The organism is Pseudomonas sp. IT-P44, assembly GCF_949768225.1.
GTDB lineage: Bacteria > Pseudomonadota > Gammaproteobacteria > Pseudomonadales > Pseudomonadaceae > Aquipseudomonas > Aquipseudomonas migulae.
Map to the genome: position 1 here is coordinate 17,246 of NZ_CATKQM010000010.1, position 20,206 is coordinate 37,451.

Annotated in this window: 21 protein-coding genes and 1 pseudogene; 9 read left to right on the forward strand and 13 right to left on the reverse strand. The window is 55.3% G+C overall.

Annotated features, from left to right (window positions below; genetic code table 11):
- Window positions 1-387: 387 nt before the first annotated feature.
- The 6 genes from ACM6IO_RS05310 (at window position 388) to ACM6IO_RS05335 (ending at window position 6,069) form a co-directional block, all read left to right on the forward strand.
- Window positions 388-1,368: an integrase domain-containing protein gene (locus tag ACM6IO_RS05310; protein WP_414911084.1), complete on the forward strand. Its 981-nt coding sequence runs from the start codon at window positions 388-390 to the stop codon at window positions 1,366-1,368.
- The gene (locus ACM6IO_RS05315) at window positions 1,365-1,640 is read left to right on the forward strand and encodes a hypothetical protein (RefSeq protein WP_093543067.1); all 276 of its coding nucleotides are present in this window, start codon (window positions 1,365-1,367) and stop codon (window positions 1,638-1,640) included. The genes ACM6IO_RS05310 and ACM6IO_RS05315 overlap by 4 nt, the downstream gene beginning before the upstream one ends.
- A gap of 298 nt (window positions 1,641-1,938) precedes the next feature.
- Window positions 1,939-2,436 carry a hypothetical protein gene (locus ACM6IO_RS05320; RefSeq protein WP_093543069.1) on the forward strand — a complete coding sequence of 166 codons (498 nt, stop codon included), beginning with the start codon at window positions 1,939-1,941 and terminating at the stop codon, window positions 2,434-2,436.
- A 1-nt stretch (window position 2,437) separates the two neighbouring features.
- A complete protein-coding gene (locus ACM6IO_RS05325; RefSeq protein WP_414911085.1) occupies window positions 2,438-2,806 on the forward strand; it encodes a hypothetical protein in 369 nt (122 codons plus the stop codon).
- Window positions 2,807-3,305: 499 nt separating this feature from the next.
- Window positions 3,306-4,394, forward strand: a complete 1,089-nt coding sequence (locus ACM6IO_RS05330) for a hypothetical protein (protein WP_414911086.1) — start codon at window positions 3,306-3,308, stop codon at window positions 4,392-4,394.
- Window positions 4,395-4,524: 130 nt separating this feature from the next.
- Window positions 4,525-6,069 (forward strand): hypothetical protein, encoded by a 1,545-nt coding sequence (locus tag ACM6IO_RS05335; protein WP_414911087.1) that lies wholly within the window; start codon window positions 4,525-4,527, stop codon window positions 6,067-6,069.
- A gap of 406 nt (window positions 6,070-6,475) precedes the next feature.
- On the opposite strand, the pseudogene ACM6IO_RS05340 reads toward ACM6IO_RS05335, so the two are convergent.
- Window positions 6,476-6,745, reverse strand: a pseudogene (locus ACM6IO_RS05340) (type II toxin-antitoxin system RelE/ParE family toxin).
- A gap of 4 nt (window positions 6,746-6,749) precedes the next feature.
- The gene (locus tag ACM6IO_RS05345) at window positions 6,750-6,992 is read right to left on the reverse strand and encodes a CopG family transcriptional regulator (RefSeq protein WP_414911088.1); all 243 of its coding nucleotides are present in this window, start codon (window positions 6,990-6,992) and stop codon (window positions 6,750-6,752) included.
- A 502-nt stretch (window positions 6,993-7,494) separates the two neighbouring features.
- Here ACM6IO_RS05345 and ACM6IO_RS05350 point away from each other — a divergent pair.
- Window positions 7,495-7,857 (forward strand): DUF6124 family protein, encoded by a 363-nt coding sequence (locus tag ACM6IO_RS05350; protein WP_414911089.1) that lies wholly within the window; start codon window positions 7,495-7,497, stop codon window positions 7,855-7,857.
- A gap of 109 nt (window positions 7,858-7,966) precedes the next feature.
- Here ACM6IO_RS05350 and ACM6IO_RS05355 read toward each other — a convergent pair whose 3' ends face one another.
- The 3 genes from ACM6IO_RS05355 to ACM6IO_RS05365 are packed head-to-tail and all read right to left on the reverse strand — an operon-like array spanning window position 7,967 to window position 9,594.
- A complete protein-coding gene (locus ACM6IO_RS05355) occupies window positions 7,967-8,677 on the reverse strand; it encodes an SDR family NAD(P)-dependent oxidoreductase (protein WP_008024998.1) in 711 nt (236 codons plus the stop codon).
- A gap of 42 nt (window positions 8,678-8,719) precedes the next feature.
- Entirely contained in the window at window positions 8,720-9,376 is a 657-nt protein-coding gene (locus tag ACM6IO_RS05360) for a DsbA family oxidoreductase (RefSeq protein WP_223415901.1), read from the reverse strand.
- On the reverse strand, window positions 9,373-9,594 hold the full coding sequence (locus ACM6IO_RS05365; RefSeq protein ID WP_008025002.1) for a tautomerase family protein: 222 nt from the start codon (window positions 9,592-9,594) through the stop codon (window positions 9,373-9,375). The genes ACM6IO_RS05360 and ACM6IO_RS05365 overlap by 4 nt, the downstream gene beginning before the upstream one ends.
- Before the next feature lie 226 nt (window positions 9,595-9,820).
- On the opposite strand from ACM6IO_RS05365, the gene ACM6IO_RS05370 reads away from it, so the two are divergent.
- Window positions 9,821-10,144: a helix-turn-helix domain-containing protein gene (locus tag ACM6IO_RS05370; protein WP_414911090.1), complete on the forward strand. Its 324-nt coding sequence runs from the start codon at window positions 9,821-9,823 to the stop codon at window positions 10,142-10,144.
- On the opposite strand, the gene ACM6IO_RS05375 is transcribed toward ACM6IO_RS05370, so the two are convergent.
- The 8 genes from ACM6IO_RS05375 to ACM6IO_RS05410 all read right to left on the reverse strand — a co-directional run bounded on the left by ACM6IO_RS05375 (window position 10,141) and on the right by ACM6IO_RS05410 (window position 17,771).
- Window positions 10,141-10,488, reverse strand: coding sequence for a type II toxin-antitoxin system RelE/ParE family toxin (locus tag ACM6IO_RS05375; protein ID WP_414911091.1), 348 nt, complete (start codon window positions 10,486-10,488; stop codon window positions 10,141-10,143). The two genes, ACM6IO_RS05370 and ACM6IO_RS05375, sit on opposite strands and share 4 nt — an antisense overlap.
- Window positions 10,489-10,745: 257 nt before the next feature.
- Entirely contained in the window at window positions 10,746-11,519 is a 774-nt protein-coding gene (locus tag ACM6IO_RS05380) for a DeoR/GlpR family DNA-binding transcription regulator (protein ID WP_192226787.1), read from the reverse strand.
- 55 nt (window positions 11,520-11,574) lie between these two features.
- Window positions 11,575-12,576 (reverse strand): 4-hydroxythreonine-4-phosphate dehydrogenase PdxA, encoded by a 1,002-nt coding sequence (gene pdxA, locus ACM6IO_RS05385; protein ID WP_032828579.1) that lies wholly within the window; start codon window positions 12,574-12,576, stop codon window positions 11,575-11,577.
- A 5-nt stretch (window positions 12,577-12,581) separates the two neighbouring features.
- Entirely contained in the window at window positions 12,582-13,862 is a 1,281-nt protein-coding gene (locus tag ACM6IO_RS05390) for a four-carbon acid sugar kinase family protein (protein WP_414911092.1), read from the reverse strand.
- Window positions 13,859-14,872 (reverse strand): 2-keto-3-deoxygluconate permease, encoded by a 1,014-nt coding sequence (locus tag ACM6IO_RS05395; protein WP_192226783.1) that lies wholly within the window; start codon window positions 14,870-14,872, stop codon window positions 13,859-13,861. The genes ACM6IO_RS05390 and ACM6IO_RS05395 overlap by 4 nt, the downstream gene beginning before the upstream one ends.
- Window positions 14,873-15,158: 286 nt before the next feature.
- Window positions 15,159-16,445, reverse strand: coding sequence for an OprD family porin (locus ACM6IO_RS05400; RefSeq protein WP_192226780.1), 1,287 nt, complete (start codon window positions 16,443-16,445; stop codon window positions 15,159-15,161).
- 240 nt (window positions 16,446-16,685) lie between these two features.
- Window positions 16,686-17,081, reverse strand: a complete 396-nt coding sequence (locus ACM6IO_RS05405) for a nuclear transport factor 2 family protein (RefSeq protein ID WP_414911093.1) — start codon at window positions 17,079-17,081, stop codon at window positions 16,686-16,688.
- A gap of 18 nt (window positions 17,082-17,099) precedes the next feature.
- A complete protein-coding gene (locus tag ACM6IO_RS05410; protein ID WP_414911094.1) occupies window positions 17,100-17,771 on the reverse strand; it encodes a DsbA family protein in 672 nt (223 codons plus the stop codon).
- 258 nt (window positions 17,772-18,029) lie between these two features.
- On the opposite strand from ACM6IO_RS05410, the gene ACM6IO_RS05415 reads away from it, so the two are divergent.
- Window positions 18,030-20,123, forward strand: a complete 2,094-nt coding sequence (locus tag ACM6IO_RS05415; protein ID WP_223434905.1) for a TonB-dependent receptor — start codon at window positions 18,030-18,032, stop codon at window positions 20,121-20,123.
- The last annotated feature ends 83 nt before the right edge of the window (window positions 20,124-20,206 follow it).

Genomic DNA, 20,206 nt, shown 5'->3' on the forward strand with positions numbered 1-20,206 from the left:
GCATTCCCCCTCGTGACAATCGGCGTGACAAACACCGAAGTCACCGGCAACAGCGATGCAGATGATGGTGCCGCAGCCCAGGGAATGGACTGCACCTGACTGACAGTCAGGCACGCCCCGGTCATCGCATCACTGCCTTCACCCGACTCAGGATCTCGCGGCGCCGGTCTCGTCAGCCAGCGCAGCCTCCACCCGCCCACTTTCTTGGAAGTGTTCAGGAGGCCAGATCATGAGATGCCCAAGCTCCCGGTCGTAAGGAGCCGTCAGTCCCGCGTTAATGGACAACCCTCACAGGTCGCAGGGGCCTTGATCCCTGATAACACTCAACATTCTTGGCGGGATGACGTGGGGAGGGTTTTAAGGGTTAGCTTCGAGAGGAGTTTGATCATGGCACTGGTAGGTAAACGTGACGGGCGCAATTTTGGCTATGGACGGCAACTGAGTTATGCCGGGCCACAGGCGCTACGTGATCGGTTTGGCGGCGGGCATTACGGCACGGTCAAGGCACACAGTGATCGCTGGCTGGCGTTTGTACGCTGGTGTCGGTCGGAGGCTGGGCCGGGGTTTAACGATGCGCGAAAAATTGATCGGCAGACCTTGCTGGACTACGCCGGACATCTGCGCGAGCAAGTTGAACAAGGTGAGCTCGCCATCGCCACCGCGCAAAACCGGTTGTCCAGCGTGAATCGGACCATGGCTGCGCTTCGCGGTGATCTGCATGTGAAGGTCGTGAGTCCGAGCAAGGCATTGGGAATGCGGCGCACCAGTGTTCGTCGTTCAGTTCCGCAAGGCCAAGACCGCGAACAGGTGAAACGGATCGTAGAGGTGCTTTGCGAACACCAGCAGGCGCGCGCCGCCGCCATCGCGCATTTGACGCAAGCCACCGGTATGCGCTTACGCGAGGCCATTTTGGCCGACCTACCGCGTCTAAAACGTGAGGCCGAACACTACGGCAAGATCAACATCCAGGATGGCACCAAAGGGGGCCGCTCAGGTGCGTCGGCACCTCGCTGGATCAGGGTAGATGATCATATTCGTGACGCCCTAAGGTTTGCCGAAAAGGTCTCGCCCGACGGTAGCCGCAACCTGCTTGCACCGAACGAAAGCTACCTCGATTTTGTGCAGGGAATCGTCCGTCCCGCACGGGACATCCTCCATATGCACAACCTCAAAAGTTTCCACGAATTGCGGGCTGCCTATGCATGCGAACGCTATGAGCAAATCACTCGACATCTCGCACCCATCAATGGCGGCAACTGCTACCAGTTCGACCGACGCCTTGATCAGGAGGCCCGAGTCCAAGTCAGCTGCGAGCTGGGGCACGGTCGTATCGTCGTGGTGTCGGCTTACATTGGCGGTCGAACATGAGCAAGGCATTCGATATGGAGCTGTTCCTGTCAGGCGTCCTGACGGGGTCGCATACCACCCGCCAGCGCCACCTTCGTCAGGCGAAAGCTATCCAAACAGCAATCGCTGAGCGCTGGCAACGCGACAATCCATGGACTTGGCAGAGAAAACACCTTGCGTGGTTTTTGAATCACCATCTAAACCAGCGCACCGAATCGACGCGCTATTACTATTTGCTGACCATGCAATTACTCACTCATCGTCTAGGAAAACCCTGGCAGTTCAACCGCTAAACGAAGGTCAGAAAACGGCTGTGGGCGTTCGCACCAGGTCACTTCCGGCCGGACGCTGGCGTTCGAGACGGCTCGCCTTCGCTCCGAAGCGGGCCGCAGTGTCCCCCAGACCATTGGACTAAAATACTATCTCGATTGAATCTTTGCTGAGTGCCACGCTACCCTTGACGTCGTCAAGAGCTAGCTGCCGGGCTCTATGGAGATAGCCAAGACGAAACAATTTTCGCTATCTACGTTTAACCGAAAAGCTTAGCTCAAGCGCACGACTTGTTATCAAAACAATTATTATGGAGAGCTCATGTCACTTAGCAACATACAAAATCCAATATTGTATTCAACCATGACTGCGCTAGCGTACAATATTAATAAAAAATACTACGATGATAAACATTACATGTGGTGCACGCCTTATTTCGGCTCGGATTTTCAGTCTCCACACTTCACTGTTCCTCCAAGCTCGTCTCCTCTTGAGATCTACAACACGTTGCAAAAAGAGATTGCCGGGGCAGATTTGCACAATACCAAAATAAAGCTAAACCGTCGTGGTATCAGAAATGGCGCGGGCATTATGCTAAGGTTAGGAAAGATAACACAGGAGGTTCACGATGAAATTGTTACTATCTCTAAGAGGGCGACAGATCAACAGTTCAAGCCATTGCTCTGCGTAATATCGCGTTTAGAAGCGGTACCATTCTACAAAAAGGTCGATGTTAAAGAGCGTGCAAACCCACTATCATATGAATATATACTTTCAGATCTCCCTCAGTCAGCATTTGACATAATCAGGATTGGCTAAAATGAATGAGCTTAAGTCGTTAGTTTTAAATACTCCCTTACCTGAAGCTCGATCGGCATTTTATTATTTGAGCCGATACTTAAAGCAAGCTGTACATGATGACTATCAAAAAGATATTTTTGACGATTATCCACAAGCAGAGCTTGGTGAGGAAGTGAAGGCACTAACCAAAAAACTCATAGTTTTTATTGAAAAACACCAAGGTAAACTCGCCAAGGATTTTACTGACGAAGAGTATTCCGATTGGATGAATAAGATAGACGCCGCTGAAAATGGACTTGATCCATTACCCTCCACCGGCCAGATTGATCAGGCCGAGAAAATCATAAAAGAATTGGTAATCCCAACCTTAGGAGCCAGTAAGAAATAAGGCGCTATTTATTCCGTGAGGGTGAATTAAACCTGCTCTGGAGCATATACCGGAAGAGCTTGCTCTTCCCAGGTATTTATATGCCTACGCGACCTAAACAGAATTACCAATACCTATGTAGCTAACGAGGAAACTCACGCGGCCAGATCCAGAAACTACTATTAGAGACATCTACGAAACTGGGAGTGATTAAAATATCATATTGAAAAAAACACCTCTAAAAAATATACAGATTAACTTCATATGAGTTTACGTCGCAACGAGTGTTGTTGGTGCGAAAAATCTAAAATTCCAAAAAATGCAATTTGGATCGTGAGAAAATACCCACGACATGTCCTGCCGACGTCCACAATACTATTATTGTGCTCGTGAAAAGTCCGTTTCCAGCCAGAGTTAGATATCGTTGCCTATGATAGTATCAGGAGCGATAGGTCGTTACTGAAATTACTCTGCCTTTAAGGTACGAGCGTCAATCCCGCTTTCAACGAGTCTTTATTATATGGACACTATTTTCACGCTGAATGCTAGAGGTAATGTTTTTCTTGAGGTGGTTAGCGAAAGCTTTAATATTTCTCAGCCAAGAATGATGGCTGAAATTCAGTCAATGTTTCGTAGTACCGTTCGTGATCTTGGCAAGAGCGGGGTAGACTATACAAAACTAAAAACTGCACTGGTTCCATCGCTGGATCGCAACGAAGCAGGTTTTATCTTCAATTCAACTACGATAGAATCTAGCAGCTATGGTCGTGAGGTAATGCATCAAATTCTACCTTTGCTGGATCCTAAAAGCACTCAAAGTATCCTCGCTGGAGATCTAGTTGCGGACAATGAAAAGCAAGAGTTCGTCTTCAATCTTCTTCAAGAGAATTTAATTCTAGTCAGATCATTTGAGTATCAACATAGCAATCTTCTCTTTTGCGTATATTTAACGAATATCACCGACACTTCTCTAAAGCGAATCCATGAAGGGCTTAAATCGTTTCCTGCGTATTTAGGTTTTATTCCGACCACTTATACCTCAACAGCAAAGTCTTACCTTTCTACTATTTTAGTCAATCTTTGTATAAAGCGTGAGAGCGTGATACTTCTCGCTCATGAGGATGATCGGTCCAATGATGAGGACATCAACATAACCTTATATCCATTTGAGGACCTTGGTTTTCGGATACGAAGTATCCAATTACATGATTTTAGCCACTTCCTTAGCTACAAAATCGAACGACCAACTTTTCCTGAATTTGAGACAGATACGCATTTTTCTCTTAATGCAATTGCGAGTACGGTATCACCGCTGGCTGGCATGGACATCCTCATAGAGGACGCCAAGTACGATTACTTACTAAAAGCAGGTAAGCTAATTAAGGGAGGACTCGTTGGGGCCGAAAAAGAACAATTGGTAAATTTAATTCGATCAAAAATTGAAGCTAGTTACATTTACAATCTTCGCTACATGAAGGATCACGATGTGAAGACATTCAATGTCGTGCTTGAGGTTCCGCGGTCCGTTCCAGGTCAACCGGCCCGCATGAATGTTGCTCTTGAATACAAGCCTGATGATCGCCTTCTACGAATGATTACTCTCTACTAGCTGAGTCTCCCTTGGTTTTGTCGAAGACCACCCTCAACGGGCTGTCTTCAGTTTCGTCGGTGCGACAAATTGCCATTACTCCACGTCGCTAATTCTGTTAGATTTTTCTTAACAGGTAAGGAGGATGGCAATGTCTAGCTCGGAAAGATTAGGTGTTTTCGATATATCGGATGCAGAAGGGGTCAACGAGTCCGAACGGTTGCTGATGAGACTGTGTCGGAAGTCATTCTTGAGTTTGTGGGCCCATGCCAACCTGCACACCGACCAAGATATGCGCGATGGAAAAGGTAGCGCGAAGGAATTCGCAGACGTAATGGTGGTGTTTGGAGATGATGTTGTAATTTTTTCAGACAAGCACATTATCTACCAATCCGAAGTCGACACCTCCGTTGCGTGGAAACGGTGGTACAAACGTGCTGTATCGAGCTCTGCGAAACAGTTGTACGGTGCAAAAAGCTGGCTTGAGAGGTTTCCTCAAAGGATCTTTTTGGACTCAAAATGCACCCGGCCTCTTCCTGTGCAGATTCCCGACATTTCGAGGGTGCACTTTCATCTTGTTGCTATCACTCGCGGGAGTGCCGAGACTTGTGCGAAGCATTTTCCAGGTAGTGTTGGGTCACTCATGATCAAAACGGGGGAGGATCACAATGCCTACTCTGATATCCCGTTTACCACTGGACCTTTAGATCCGAATAAAGAATTTGTCCACGTATTTGACGAGCTCTCGCTTGAAGTGTTGATGAGCGAGATGAGTACGGTGAAGGACTTCATCGATTACATAAGCGCGCGCAAGGCCTTTCTACTCAATCCGAACACGACTGTATTCAGTGCAGGGGAAGAGCAGCTCATAGCAGCTTACCTCATGCATTCGGATGAGAATGAAAGTTCATTCATCCCTCGCACCGAAAGTTTGCCCCAGCTCATTACCTTCGACGAGACCCTATACTCAGGCTTACGAACGCGGCCAGAGTATAGGGAGATGCATGCCCAGAATAGGAAAAGTGGTTTTTGGGATGCATTAATCGAAAAATTTATCGCCATTGGAGATCCAGCGCTCACTGAACTGGGTACCGATCAGAAGAACCACGAAACAGAGCTTGCTCTTCGGCTGATGGCCTCGGAAACCAGGTTCATGAGGCGCGAGCTTGTCCGCAACTTCTTCGAGATGATTGATCTGGCGAAGGCTGGGCATTACGTGCGAAGAGCTCGTACCCTGACTACCCGGCAAGCCCCAAGTCTCCTCTATATTTTCTTGGTATGCCCCAAGCTTGAAGGGCAGACATATGAGGAGTACAGAAGATATCGGTGCAGCATGCTGCTGTCGTATGCACAATGCGCGAAGCTGAAATTTACTCAAGCTAAAATCATCGTCGCTCTCGGGTTCGATCATCCATTGAAGGATTACCAGGGTGGCTCTGAGGATCTGTGTGTATACATGCACGATGAGTACACAGAGGATGAGCGAGTCCAGGTAGAGAGGCTGCGAGCTGAGCTTAGGATCTATGCTGAGTCCTCAAATCCAGCCGAAAGCAGGAGCTATCAATTTCCTGTTGCGCGCGAAAACCAATCCGACACCAACATCGTTTCTGAGCTTGCTCTAAAAAAACAAGGGAAGGCCAAGAAGTCCAGAAACAAAAACCAGAAGCAAGCTAGAAGAGCTAATCGAAAAAAGTGATGCTGGTTTGCCGCTGCGGAGAATCAAATGTAGCGCTGAAGTCAACGCCCGCTTCTTGCCGTCTGTTGCCTGTCGCCACCGCAGCTTTTGGCGGATTCCTGCCTATTCTCTACGGAGGGGATGATCGACAACGTTCGAATTCAAAAGGTTTATCATTCCGTATGCGGCTCTGAACTACTTGCAGACCGACAACGTACTGACATTTCAAAAATCCCGATTCGATTCCACCGAACGCCATAACTAGCTGATTTATTTATAGTTACTAGTTGGGGTACGCCGAATTCTCCACCGAAATCCAGACGCCCGGAATACCTGGCCTCCCCGATGCATACCGTTCGTCTGGTGCCACCATATAAAACGAAGCCTTCGAGAAATACGAGGGCTTTGTTTTTTCTGGGGATAGCTCTCACCACTTGGTACGCGGACGTTGCTGCGTGTGAAACATCCCAAGGATTTGGAGGCGATCACCGCGCAGTCGCTAAGGAATGAGATAGGAGCAGTTGGGCACGGCCCATTCGCGCGTATTTTTGACTTGACCTTCACGGCCCATGGCTGGAAATTCGGCCAGCTTGTCTACGCTGGCAAAGATCGCATCGGAGAGGTCGTCAGCCGCCTTGGGGTTTTCAAGAGCAATGTTGCTCGCTTCGTCTTTCAGGTTTTTGAGGGCTTTTTCCAGCTACTCAACCTGCATTCCTGCTCCAGCGTCGGGCGCGCATCGCCGCTACCTGATCATCGGAAGCGAACTTACCCTGATCTGCCTCCTCTACCGCCAGTTCGATCTGTGCAGTCAGTGTCCTCTCGTGCTCGATGTAGTCGCGAAGAACGTCCATCGTCAAGTGGCTCACACTTTGGCCATTCATCCTGGCCAGATCGGCGAGAGCGTTTGAAAGGTCTTCCAGCAGGTTCAGGGATACTTCGGTCACGGTTGCCTTGATAGTGAACGTTGGTTGGGCATCATACCGTCGTCGCCCGAGCACACCGATACAGTTCAATCGGTGGAAAGTCGTCGGAGATTTCCTAATCGCTCGGTGGAAATACTCCCTTGAAAGGCTTGTACGTGGGATGTAGAGCTTGTTTAGAGGTGCTTGTTTAACGCCGATTCGCGTCACTTCCTGAAAGCTACAAAACCTTGCGGCATTGCCTACAGGTACGCCAGACTCCGCCGGCTTGTGCGGGTATTGCCCGGGCTCTATCGTTGACCTGCCACTGCTCATCAGTGGTCGGGTTTAGCAGCTCGCGGTTTATCGCTTGCACGTGCATCCATCCCACAGGTGTTTTCCATGCCTACGGTTTGATGGTGGCTGTACGTAGGGCGCCTTCGGGCGCGCCGGCTTTGCGATATTCCCCGGTCTGCTAACCTGCGTGCAGCTGCCACCCTTTGCGTTTAGCAGCGGAAGGGGTTGGCAACCAATAGGGAATAATCGCATGCGTAAAGTGACCCCTGATCCCCCGGATGCTGATAACGCATCTCCGAACGAAAGCCCCAGTACACAAAAGCCCGACGAAGCGACCAACCGCGACGACGATGATCGCCACAGCTCCTTCGCGGACATCAAAGCCACCCCGCGCACGCCTTGCACGATGTACACCGTCAACCCGGAAGTCGACGTTCAAACCCTGCTGGGTTGTGTAAGCGAGTCACTGGCATCCGCCAGTGTTATCACCATGGATGTGGCAGACCGAGAGACGGGCACTAGTCGCAACTCCCTGCTGGGTATTCACCAAATCATCATGCTGGCGGAGATCTCGGTGAACCGGGCACTAGACCAACTCGACCCGATTGATTAGAACGCGGCACATAAAAAACAACAAACAGGAGTCGGATTTATTTTCGACTCTGCAAAACAAAGCCCTCATACGAGGGCTTTGTTGTTTCCACAGTTTGGAAAAGCCGGCCTTAGTGACCCGCGCTCTGCCCACCATCCACATGCAGGATTTCACCAGTAACAAAGTTGGCGCTATCCAGATAAACAACCGCCTGAGCAATGTCGCTGATCTCGCCCATGTGCCCGACCGGGTGCAGAGCGCCCAGCGCTGCGTGGGTTTCTTCACCGTGCATCGGCGTCTTGATGATGCCTGGGGAGACCGCGTTCACCCGGATCCCGCGCTTGGCGTATTCGATGGCCAGGGATTTGGTCGCCGCGTTCAAACCACCTTTGGTCAGCGAAGCCAGTACCGATGGCACGCCGTCGATAGCGTGGTCGACCAGGCTGGTGGTGATGTTGACGACGTGGCCGCTGCCTTGTTTTTCCATCTCGGTGATCGCGAGTTGGGTGATGTAGAAGAAGCCGTTCAGGTTCACCGACAGCACATTGGCGTAGTCTTCAGCGGTGTACTGGGTGAACGGTTTGGCGACGAAAATACCGGCGTTGTTGACCAGGGTGTCGACGCGGCCGAAACGTGCGATGGCTTCGCGGATCACTTGTTGAGCGACTTCCGGGTTGCCGATGTCGCCGGCCACGGTGAGGATGTCCGGATCGGTGGATGGCTTGATCGAACGCGAAGTGGCGACAACTTTGTAATCCAGATCACGGAACGCTTTAACCATGCCGGCGCCGAGACCTTGGGAAGCGCCAGTAATTACGATGACTTTTTTCGAATTGCTCATGACGAACCTCTACTAATAAATGATGGTTTGAAAAGTAATGAATCAGGCTTCGGCGGGTTCCTTCGCCATTTGTCTCAACATTTGCTCGTAGTACTCGACCGACTGCGAACCGGACACCAGGTGCCGACCGTTGAGGATCATGGCCGGTACCGAATTGATGCCGTGCTGCTGGTAAAAAGCTTCCAGCTCACGCACTTCTTTGGCGAACGCTCCGGACGCCAACACCTCTTGCGCCGCCGCTGCATCCAGACCCGCTTCGGCTGCCAGTCGAACCAGCGTCTCGCGATCACTCGGGTTCTGGCCGTCGGTGAAGTAACCGCGTAGCAGGATCTTCTTCAGCGCAACTTGCCGCCCTTCCTGTAACGCCCACAACAGCAGGCGGTGAGCATCGAAGGTGTTGTAGAAGTGGGTGCGCTTCTCCAGGTCAAACTTGAAACCGAGTGCTTCACCACGAGCGATCTGCATCGCTTTGCCGGAGGCGACGTCTTCAGCGGTGCGCCCGTATTTGCGCATCAAGTGCTCGACGGCTTTCTCGCCTTCAGGCGGCATGTTCGGGTTCAACTCAAACGGCTTGTAGGTCAGCTCCACCGAAACTTCACCCGCCACGTTCTCAATCGCCTGCTCTAACGCCGTCGCGCCCAATGCACACCAAGGGCACACCACGTCGGAGACGAAATCGATGGAGACCGACGCAGTCACGACTTGCCCTCCTTCTCAGCCAGTTGCTTGCGGTACTGGGTGGTAGTGATCCCGGCATAGCCCCAGTTATCGGTGTCGACTTCTTCGATCACGATGTGGGTCAGGTGCGGGTCCTTCTTGAGGACGCGTTCCAGTGTTTCAGTGATTTCAGCGATCACCTGAGCTTTCTGCTCAGAGGTAACGCCATCGCGGGTAATGCGTACGCTTACAAAAGGCATGAGGAAGATCTCCAGTGACCTGCTCATCGGGATGATGGGTAGGTGTTGGAGCTCAATGTAGGAGGTTGGGGGGTGGGGATAAAGGTGGGGGCGGGAACATCATTAGTTACGTGGTGTAATGGGTAGTGCTGCGCAGCCAGAAAAAATGCTTGGATCAAAAATCGTCAATCGGCTAACCTCTCTTTATCGAAAATTTTAGATATCACTTGGGAAGAGGTGGAGCTTCATGACAATTCAATTCTTCGACAGCCCATTCCACGTCACGCATGACGAGGAAGTCGCCAGCAAAATGGCCTTGAAAATGGAGTTGTCGATGTTCATCACTGACTGCATCAAAAAACTAGGGCTCAAACAGAGCGAGGCCGCAGCCAGGCTCGGCGTTACCCAATCACGCATTTCAGAACTAGCCACTGGCAAAATCGAGAAATTCACCATCGATGCAATGATGGACATGCTGGATAAACTGGGCTTGCGCACCACGTTTACATTGCCGTCCAACGAGCCCGGAGCCTTGCCACAAATCGTCATTTCACAAGCTCACGCTGGCTAGACGTTGAACCCCATTTTCCGAAGCTCTCTTTTCAGTTCTTTCAACCGATCTTGCGCGACGGCCATTGCGTGACGATCTGTTCTGTTCGTGGTTTTCACGAACGAATGAAGGACGAAAATGGTGTCCGCATACTTTGCGATGTAAATGCAGCGGTATGCAGGGCTACCGTTGATGATCAACTCAATGGCGCCCGCTCCAACCGAACTGAGCTGCTTGATTGCCAGTTCTGGATCTGCGCTGTGTTGCACGCGCATCAGGTCTTTCCCGAACTCATCCTGTACCCAGCTCGGCAAGTCTTTGTACTCACGAGTTGCCGCTTCATTTACAAAAGCAAATCTCTTCAAAAGTGGATTCCTACCTGCAACAGGCGCTGCTTTCCGAACGTCTCAGTAGACGATTGATGGGCGCTGTTTAGTAGTTATCGCTGGCTGTTTCCGCAGTAGGACTCAGCCTCTTTTGAAGTAGTCCGCCTTGTTACGTGGCGCAATTTTTCACTTTTTGCGACACGTCTTGGGAATCGCTTTTTGTAGGAGCCGGCTTGCCGGCGATGGCGATTACGAAGACGCCATCGCCAGCAAGCCGGCTCCTACACGTTCGGGGTTTAATCGACGATCACGGTTTCGACGGTGATTTGCTTGAGGGCGTGAAACGGTGCGAGAGCAGCTTCATCGGCGGTAGCCCCGGTAATCAACCGCCACTCCCGCTCAATCGGCGTCCAGTGCTGTTGCCGCGCACGGCCGAGTTTGTCGGTGTCGGCGAGCACCACAATCTGCGCAGCCCGTTTGATGATGCATTCCTTGAGATACGCTTGCTGCGCACTCGCTTCGCACAAGCCAAATTCCGCGACCACGCCGTCCGCGCCGAGGAAGGCTTTGTCGACGCTCAACCGGCTCAAGGTCAACTCCGCCAACGGCCCCAATGTGCTCATGCTCGACCCGCGCAAGTCACCGCCGATCAGGGTCAGGCGAATGCCCGGCGCATTGGCCAGGGTCATCACTGCCAGCAGGTTGTTGGTGACCACGTGCACGTCTTGTCGCGAGCACAGGTGATGGGCCAGCGCGGCACAGGTGGTGCCGCCGTCGAGCAGGACGGTGTCGCCGTCCTGGACATGCGCCGCCGCCGCTTGGGCGATGGCGTCTTTCTGTTCCCACTGGCTGGTTTTGCGTTCTTCGAGGGAGGCTTCCGGTTCATGCACGCCGACCACGGCGGTGGCGCCGCCGTAGGTGCGCACCAGGTGCCGTTGTTTGGCGAGCATGGTCAGGTCGCGTCGCACCGTGGCTTCGGAAACGCCGAGGGCCGCGCTCAATTGCTCGACGTTGGCATCGCCGATGCGTACGAGGTCGAGGATGGCGCGGTGGCGTTCGGAGGCTTTCATGGCGGGTCTCGCACGGTGGACGGTGGTCGATCTTACACGACAGCGCCCCTGCGACTCATCCTCGTCGCGTAGCCAGTTCCGCGCCCTGGCGCAGCGCTTCGAGCAGGCTGCGCTCATCGGCGATGCCTTTGCCGGCGATGTCGAATGCGGTGCCGTGGTCGACCGAAGTGCGGATCACGTCGAGGCCGACGGTGACGTTCACGCCTGCTTCCAGGCCGAGCACCTTGACCGGGCCGTGGCCCTGGTCGTGATACATCGCGACCACCAGATCGAAGTCGCCGCGCCCGGCGCGGAAGAACAGGGTGTCGGCCGGCAGCGGGCCAGTGACGTCGAGGCCGCGTTCCTGCAACAGCTTCACCGCAGGGATGATTTTTTCTTCTTCTTCGCCATAACCGAACAGGCCGTTTTCACCGGCATGCGGGTTGATCCCGCACACGCCGATGCGCGGGCGGGCGATGCCGGCCTTGATCAGCGTCGCGTTGCCGCGCTCGATGGTGCGCTGGACCAGGCCCGGCTCGATCTTGCGGATCGCATCGATGATGCCGATGTGCGTCGTGACGTGAATTACCCGCAGCTGCGGTGCCACCAGCATCATGGAAACTTCATCGACGTTGGTCAGGTGCGCGAGCATTTCGGTGTGGCCAGGGTATTTGTGGCCACCGGCGTGCAGCGCTTCCTTGTTCAGTGGCGCGGTGCAGATCGCGTCAATCTGATTGGCCTGCGCCAGCTCCACGGCACGGGCGATGTATTGGTAAGCGGCGTCACCGGCGATGGGCGAGAGTTCGCCGAATGGCAGGTCGTCGGGGATCAGGTCGAGGTCGATGCAGTCGATCACGCCGGTCTCGTAGCGTGCCTCGGAAGCGTCCTTGATGCGGCGCACTTTGGCGCTGCCGCCGACGATCACATTGGCTTGTTCGAGACGGCGTGCATCACCAATCACCAGCGGTCGGCATTGTTGATAGACGATGTCGTGAGTCAGGCTCTTGACCACGATTTCCGGACCGACACCCGAGGCGTCGCCCATGGTGATGCCGATGATAGGGAGGTAATTGCTCATAGTGTTCATTCGAGTCCTTGGATTCGTGTGCGTTGGGGCGAGGAGCGATCGGCGCTGTCGCTCAGGTGTTGCCATGCCGCATACAAAGCGTGATCGGTGCCGAACGCGCCGGCCTTGGTCACGATGCCGGGACGATGGCCTTGCCGGGAAACAGTCGGGCGGGCGAAGGCAACGCCGGCCTCGATTTCGGTGATGAGTTGCAGGCTGTCGATGCCGACAGTGGTCAATATGGCCCGGGCCGTCTCGCCGCCGGTGGCGATCAGGCCGCCGACCTTGGCGAAGTGCGGTTCGACCAGCACAGCCAGCATGCTTGAAAGTTGCGCGCCCTCTTGCGGATCGAACGCGTCATCGCGGCCGATGCGCAGCAGCAGGTCACTCCAGCCGTCGAGTTGCTCGCCAATGCGTGCTTGCCACATCGCCCAGTCGCCATGGGTTTTACCTTGGCGAAGGACCTCAGGCGGGACAACCAGTTCGCTGACACCGCCGCGCTCCTTGAGCAGTGCGCATTGCCGCTCGCAGACGCCGGACAGGCTGCCGACGAGGATCAGAATCGGCGCCTGGTTTTTTTCCTGCGCAGTCGGTTCGATGGCCGTGAACCGTGTTTCTGAAAAATCCGGAAGGCTGGCGATTTCCCGCGCCAGGCCTCCCGAACCGATCCAGAACAGCGGCTGATCCATCGACGCGGTCAGGCGAGCGAGGGTCAGCAGATCGTCTTCGATTTGTGCATCGACAATCAGCGCTTGCGTGCCGCTACGGGCGACTTCGGTGATGTGCTGCGCGAGCGCATTTTCGTTGCCGCGCAAAGTGTCGAGGTCCAGCTTCGCGGTGCTTAGGCCGGCGGCGATGAGCATCGCTTCTACATCAGCTGGGCGATCAGCGTTTTCGAGCTTCCAGGTATCGGTGGTTTCCAGCGGTTGACCGTTCACGAAGACCCGACCGCCGCGCAACGTGCGCCCCGTAGCAGGGAATGCCGGGGCGACGATCGCCAGGCCGGCCAAGGGTTGCAGGGCAGCGACTTCCGCTGCCCAGTTACCGCGCAAGGTCGAATCGATTTTCTTGTACAACCGCTGCCCAGGCTGATGCAGCGCCTTGAACGCGGCAACGGTGCGCTCGGCAGCCTGCGCCGCAGAGAGGCGGCGAGTGTCCGTATCAGCAGCGATCACCTGAGCATCGGCCGAGTCGTTCAGCGGATCGAGCGTGACCACCGTTTGCAGCCCCACACTCGCGAAACCAATGGCGCAATCCGCCGCGCCGGACAGATCATCGGCGATGATCAGAATCCTCATCGCAACGCCTCCTGCTTTTGAGGTTCGATCTCCTGCTCAGAGACGACGACAGGGTTGCGCTTTTGTACGCGCTTGGCGACGGCGGCAGTGAGTATCGGCGCAAGAATCGCGGTGACCACCACGCAGGCGGCTACCAATATGGTCGCGCTCTTGGCCGCTTCGGCGTACACCGGATTAGCCGCCGCGATCAGCGCAGGAACGGCTGCGGCGTTCCCGGCGGTGGTAGCCGCAGCGACACCGGCGACGCCCGTGCCACCGGTCAAACGATCAGCGAAAAACAGCGGAATACCGGTCAACACGACCACCGCAACACCCATGCCGAGACCGAGCAAGCCAGCCTGCCAGACGTTGTGCAGATCCAGACTTGCGCCCAGCGCCAAAGCGAAAAACGGGATCATCACCGGAACGGCCTTGGCCAGGAAGTCGCGCATGTCGCGGTCGAGATTGCCCAGCAACATGCCCAGCGCCAGCGGCAGGATGCTGCCCACCAGTGTCGGCCACGGGAACGCCGACAGGCCGGCGATGCCGAGGGTAACCATGGTCAGAAACGGGCCGGATTCCAGGGACATGACCGAGTAGGCACCGACATCTTCGGAGCGACCGTACTGCCCCATCAGCGCCATGTACAAGCCGCCGTTGGTGTCGTTCATCGCGGCGACCACCGCCAGCGTCGAGATGCCGGCGAACAGGCCCGACGAAATCGGCTGTTCACCCAGGAAATGCCCGAGCACGATACCGATGAGCACGGCGATGCCGACTTTGGTAATCAGCAGCGTGCCGCCCTTCTTGAGCAGGTAAGGCGTGGCCTTGATGTTGATGCTCGCGCCCATGCACACATAGAACACCGCGAGAATCGGCAAGGCCCCGGTGAACAGCGCGTTGGTGAAGGAGCCGAAAAACTTGGGCGTATCAGGCATGAAGGTGGCGACCAGCGAACCGATCAGCAGGGGCACGATCATCATGCCGCCCGGAATGCGTTCTATGGTGCGCTTGATAGGAAATTGGGCCACGAGGGTCTCCTTTTATAATTGTGGGGTAAGACGTGTTTCACCTCGAAACTGACTGAACCGATCACAGCAGTGATTGATTCAGTCAAAATAATCTTATGCCACCCTTACAGATTGCGCAAATCAATCATTATGGATGCTCGTTTTGATCATTTTGCGTCGGTAGTCGTTGAGCACCTGACGCACTTGCCACGACCTAGAGCCTCGCGCCGCCCACAAAAAAGCCCCGAACCAGTCGGGGCTTCTTCGTTCTCAGCCTCTAATCAGGCCTCGATACTGCAACCGATCATCAGAAAATGTTGATCGGGTAGTCGACGAACACACGGACTTCGTTGCCGCTGACGTTGTACTCACTCGACTTCTGCGAAACACGCAGGATCGAGCTGCGCAGTTTCACGCTCAGGTCTTTGGCCGGGCCGCTTTGCACGACGTATTTGAACTGGTTGAAGATTTCGCGCTCGGTACCGCCTTCGCTGGTGGAAGTGGTGATGTTGTCGCCGCGCACGTAAGCCACGTTGTAGCTCAGGCCCGGAACGCCGAACGTGCTGAAGTCCAGACCGTAGCCGACCTGCCAGCTGCGCTCGTCTTCAGCGTTGAAGTCGGACCAGTAGGAGTTCGCCAGGTAGATGGTGTTGCCACCGTCACCGACGCGACCTTGATCCTTCTGATAGCCGCCGTAGGCGTAGCCCAGGTTGCTGTCGCCGGTGCTGCGCTGGTGAGCGACGGTGAACGAGTGCGGGCCGGTGGCGAAGGTAGCTGCCAGGCTCCAGATCTTGTTGTCGTCGCCGGTGGCGCCGCTTTCGCGGACGTAGGAATCGTCCAGCTTGGTGCGGTAGCCGTTGAAGTCGAGGGTCAGGGACTGATCCTTGTCGATCGGGAACACGTAGTTGGCGTTCACGTATTGCTTCTTCAACACGTCTTCAACGTCGGACGCGTACACCGCCGCCTTGAACTGCTCGGTGAACTGGTAGCTACCGCCCAATACGTTGATCGACTTCAAGCCACCGCTGTCACGGCCTTCCGCGCTTTTGCGCGATTCGGCGGTGAAGCGACCGGCGTTCAGTTCCAGGCCTTTGATCTCCTTGGAGGTGATCAGCGTGCCGGTATAGCTTTCCGGCAGCAGGCGCACGTTGTCGTAGCTCAACACCGGCAGGGCCGGCATCTGGTCACCGTAAGTCAGCGTGGTGCTGGAGAGACGGAATTTGACCGCTGCGCCGCCCTTCGACAGGTCGTCAGCCGCGTTGCCGCTGTCGCCCTTCTTGAAGAAGTCGATGCCTTGCGCGCCGGTGCGACCCTTGCCGCCATCCAGACGCAGTGCGTACAGACCGAACGCGTCCACACCCACACCGACGGTGCCTTGGGTGAAACCGGACGAGAACGTGCCGATGGCCGCTTGGCCCCACTCGGCTTTGTCCGCACGACCGTCTTTGTAGTCACGATTGATGTAGGCGTTGCGCAGCAGCACTTTTAGGCTGCTGTCTTCAACAAAACCCTTGGATTCGGCCTGGTCGTTAGCCATGGCCTGTGTCGCACTCAACATCCCCAGAGCGATCAGGCTGATTCGCTTATTCAACATTTTGTTCTTTTCCTTATTTCGGGTTGATACGCGCTGTGTCGAACGGCTGAAACGGCGCTATCGCACTCTTTTTTCACCCGAAAACAAAAAGGCCCGCCCACGATAAATCGCGGAGCGGGCCTTTTTATTTTTTTGAGTCATGGCGGTTAGCCACAGGCGTTGGGGCGAATCCTATCCGCGCCCTTAACCATGTGTCAATTTCATGAATCGTCTGTGATTAGGTGAAAATCGTCTAAGAAATTACTTGTCCGCGATTGCCAGCTGCACGGTGTGGCTGTCGACGAATTGTTCAAAATGGGTAACTTTGCCATTGGCGATGGTCCACAAATGGGCGACGCGAGCATTCATTGACCGGCCGGTGGCTTTGTAGATTCCGCTGTAATTGCCGTAGGCAAACACCTTGTCTCCCTGTGCGACGTAGTCCTCGATCTTCAGCTGAAAACCTTCCCATTCGGTGGCCAAACGCTTGAAGACATTCTCGACGATGGCGTCAAAACCAACGTAGGTGCCGGCGTAGGGAAAGCCTGCGGCTTCGGTCCAGCGAACGTCATCGGCCAGGGCTGCGGCAGTGTTGCGCGCATTTTCCTGGGAGTTGGCGCCTTCGTAGGTGCTTTTGATCAGGCTCAGGTTATCCATGAGAGGCTCCGGGAGAATTCAGTGGGCGCAGCCGTTGAGGCCGCAGGCTTGAAACTCGGATGTCGCGGCGTCTGCGGGAAGCGATTGACTCAGCCATGCCGCGAAGGCTTGCGGCTTGCCCAGCCACGGGCTGATGTCGATCAACGTGAACTGGCCATCCTGCTCCAGGGCGAAGGTCGGGAAACCATGGCCGCCGACGTTGGCCAACAAGGCGCGACTGGCTTTGATGTGGCGATCGGTATCGGCGTTTTCAAACGCTGACTGAAAGGCTTCGGCTTCCAGGCCGATGTCATTGGCGAGTTCGATCAATACGGCTTCATCGGCGATACGCCGCCCTTCCACGTAATGCGCGCTCTGCAAACGGCCCAACAACTCCAGTCCACGGCCAGCGACCTGCTGCGCCGCGAGCACGGCGGCAATCGGCGGAGCGGAATCGAACACCGCCGTTTCATCGCGCAGCAACCCTTCGAAATACGCTTCGCCGAATGGCTGACCGGTGTACTCGGCGATGCGCCGGTCGTGGGGCATCACGTAGTCACGCAAACGTGGCGAGACCCTCTGGCGGTTGGCGCCGGTCATCATGCCGCCGCCATGGGCAATCACCGGCAGAACGGCCTGAGCGGCTTGCACCAGTGGTTTTGCGCCGTAGCACCAGCCGCACAACGGGTCGTAAATGTAGTGAAGGATCATGGGAAGGCTCCGGCGAAAAGTCAGGAAAAATCAATGCCGGCAGGTTAGCCCTGCGACAGTTTCTGAAAAACGCCGGAATGGCTTTCAGTCTGTTTCATGAATCGGTCGAATGCTGAAAATCCTTTCTGTAACAACTACGACACAAATTGAAACAATCAAACAAAGGAACTTCTCAGGAATAATTCACGGAAGTAAATAGCAAGCATTACCATTCGCACCCTTCACGATACTACCCAAAATCCTACGGATGCGTCCTTAATGCCTGCCCCTTTTCGTCTTACGCCCTTCAGTCTTGGGCTCTCTGCCTTGCTATCTGCCGGTTTTACCTACGCCGCGCCTACAACCCTGCCGGCTACTTCGATCAGCGCCGAAGCAGAGGCTGACGATCCACGTGTGAAAGAAACCAGCACAGCGACCCGCACGGCCACGCCGGTACGCTACGTGCCACAAGCCATCGACTCGATAAAAACCTCGAACGTCGTCGATTACGGGACCAACGATCTGGGCACGGCGCTGAGCGGAATGCCCAACGTCAGCAGCGGCGCCGACACCCGCTTCGACAGCTTGCGCATTCGCGGTTTCGACGCCAGCAACGACTTTTACCTGGACGGTATTCGGGACGACAGCCAGTACGTGCGCGACCTGCACAACATCGAGCGCATCGAAGTCCTCAAGGGGCCGGCGGCGGTGTTGTACGGCCGTGGCAGTCAGGGCGGGATCGTCAACCGGGTCAGCAAGCTGCCGGAGTTCGGCCGCCGTTCGACCATCGAAGCCCAGGGCGGCAGCAACGATCTGCGCAGCCTTTACGCGGACCTGAGCACTGACCCCAGCGAGAACATCAGCCTGCGTCTGAACATGGGCAACATGGATCAGAACAGTTTCCGCGATGGCGTCAGCGGCAATCGTCAGTTGTTCGCGCCGTCGATGAGCTGGCAACTGACACCCGACCTCAACTGGTTGGTGCAGTACGAATACAGCCGCTACAACCGTACGCCGGATCGCGGAATTCCCGGTGTCAACGGACGCCCGGCCGATGTCGGACGGGATACGACCTACGGCAGCGATAACGATTTCATCGATGACAAGTCGCAATCCCTGCGCTCAAAACTCAGCTATGACATCAACGAGAACTGGCAACTGCGTCAGACCTTGGGTGTGTTCAAGCTCAACAGCGATTTCGACAACACCTACCTGATCGGCTACACCCCGGCGACCAATTCGGTCACGCGCCAGCACTGGCAGCAGGACCTGAATACCCGCAACGTGTTTAACAACGTTGAGCTGGAGGGTGGTTTCGATACCTTTGGCCTTGAGCATCGATTGCTGACCGGCATCGAAATCGGCAGCCAGCGCCGCGACCCGATCCTGTACACCGCCGCCACGACCGGCCCCGGCAGTCGGCCCGTTCCGGCGCTGAACCTGAACAACCCTAATCGCAATTTGCGTCACACCGGACGCATGCAGGTGTCCAGCGACAACCACACTGAAGTCGAAAGCCGTGCGGTGTACGTGCAGGACCAACTGCGCCTGAACGATGAATGGCAACTGTTGGGCGGTCTGCGTTACGACACCTTCGACATCGAATCGACCAACAACCTGCGGGACATTTCCGAGGACCGCGACAGCCACAGCACCAGCCCACGTGTAGGACTGGTCTGGACGCCACTGCAGAATCACTCCTTCTATGCGTCATGGACCAAGACCTTTTCCCCGGTGGGCGGTGGCTTGATCGGCATCACGCCTGGCGCTGCCGGCAACACCAACGACCTGAGCCCCGAGCTGACCAAGCAGAAGGAAATCGGCGTGAAGAGCGACTGGCTCGACGATCGCCTGAGCACCACACTGGCGATCTACGAACTGGAGCTCTACAACCGTCGCACCAGCGATCCGCTCAACCCGACCATTACCTTGCTTACCGGTAAACAACGTTCCCGCGGGATCGAGCTGACCGGCACCGGCAAGATTGTCGGCAACTGGTACGTGCGCGGTGGCGTGGGCGTTCAGGACGCGACGGTCGAGAAGGACAACAACGGCTTTGAAGGCAAGCGCATCAGCAACGTGGCCAAGCACAACGGCAGCCTGTTCCTGACCTGGAAACCGGAAATGGGCTGGTACGCCGAAACCGGTTTGACCCTGGTCGGCCAGCGCTACGCCGACAACCTCAACACCACCGTGCTACCGGGTTATGGCCGTTGGGATGCGTTGGCCGGGTTCCGTCAGAAGGATTGGGATTTGCGTGCGGCGCTGAACAACATCAGCGACAAAACCTATTACTCGTCGGCCACCAGCGCGGCGCAGATTCAGCCGGGTGAACCGCGCAGCGTGGTGGTAACCGGGACTTACAGCTTCTAAACACCCCGGACTCCGACATCACGCCGCCCCGTGTAGGAGCCGGCTTGTTGCGGGCGGCGTTCCGACGATAGCGGTGTAACAGT

What these genes read in the sequence shown, in the direction of transcription:
- ACM6IO_RS05405 (WP_414911093.1), bottom strand. Translation starts at nt 17,081, where the DNA reads ATGGATAACCTGAGCCTGATCAAAAGCACCTACGAAGGCGCCAACTCC.
- ACM6IO_RS05355 (WP_008024998.1), bottom strand. Translation starts at nt 8,677, where the DNA reads ATGAGCAATTCGAAAAAAGTCATCGTAATTACTGGCGCTTCCCAAGGT.
- ACM6IO_RS05390 (WP_414911092.1), bottom strand. Translation starts at nt 13,862, where the DNA reads ATGAGGATTCTGATCATCGCCGATGATCTGTCCGGCGCGGCGGATTGC.
- ACM6IO_RS05325 (WP_414911085.1), top strand. Translation starts at nt 2,438, where the DNA reads ATGAATGAGCTTAAGTCGTTAGTTTTAAATACTCCCTTACCTGAAGCT.
- ACM6IO_RS05315 (WP_093543067.1), top strand. Translation starts at nt 1,365, where the DNA reads ATGAGCAAGGCATTCGATATGGAGCTGTTCCTGTCAGGCGTCCTGACG.
- pdxA (WP_032828579.1), bottom strand. Translation starts at nt 12,576, where the DNA reads ATGAGCAATTACCTCCCTATCATCGGCATCACCATGGGCGACGCCTCG.
- ACM6IO_RS05380 (WP_192226787.1), bottom strand. Translation starts at nt 11,519, where the DNA reads ATGAAAGCCTCCGAACGCCACCGCGCCATCCTCGACCTCGTACGCATC.
- ACM6IO_RS05400 (WP_192226780.1), bottom strand. Translation starts at nt 16,445, where the DNA reads ATGTTGAATAAGCGAATCAGCCTGATCGCTCTGGGGATGTTGAGTGCG.
- ACM6IO_RS05330 (WP_414911086.1), top strand. Translation starts at nt 3,306, where the DNA reads ATGGACACTATTTTCACGCTGAATGCTAGAGGTAATGTTTTTCTTGAG.
- ACM6IO_RS05310 (WP_414911084.1), top strand. Translation starts at nt 388, where the DNA reads ATGGCACTGGTAGGTAAACGTGACGGGCGCAATTTTGGCTATGGACGG.
- ACM6IO_RS05415 (WP_223434905.1), top strand. Translation starts at nt 18,030, where the DNA reads ATGCCTGCCCCTTTTCGTCTTACGCCCTTCAGTCTTGGGCTCTCTGCC.
- ACM6IO_RS05370 (WP_414911090.1), top strand. Translation starts at nt 9,821, where the DNA reads ATGACAATTCAATTCTTCGACAGCCCATTCCACGTCACGCATGACGAG.
- ACM6IO_RS05365 (WP_008025002.1), bottom strand. Translation starts at nt 9,594, where the DNA reads ATGCCTTTTGTAAGCGTACGCATTACCCGCGATGGCGTTACCTCTGAG.
- ACM6IO_RS05335 (WP_414911087.1), top strand. Translation starts at nt 4,525, where the DNA reads ATGTCTAGCTCGGAAAGATTAGGTGTTTTCGATATATCGGATGCAGAA.
- ACM6IO_RS05320 (WP_093543069.1), top strand. Translation starts at nt 1,939, where the DNA reads ATGTCACTTAGCAACATACAAAATCCAATATTGTATTCAACCATGACT.
- ACM6IO_RS05410 (WP_414911094.1), bottom strand. Translation starts at nt 17,771, where the DNA reads ATGATCCTTCACTACATTTACGACCCGTTGTGCGGCTGGTGCTACGGC.
- ACM6IO_RS05350 (WP_414911089.1), top strand. Translation starts at nt 7,495, where the DNA reads ATGCGTAAAGTGACCCCTGATCCCCCGGATGCTGATAACGCATCTCCG.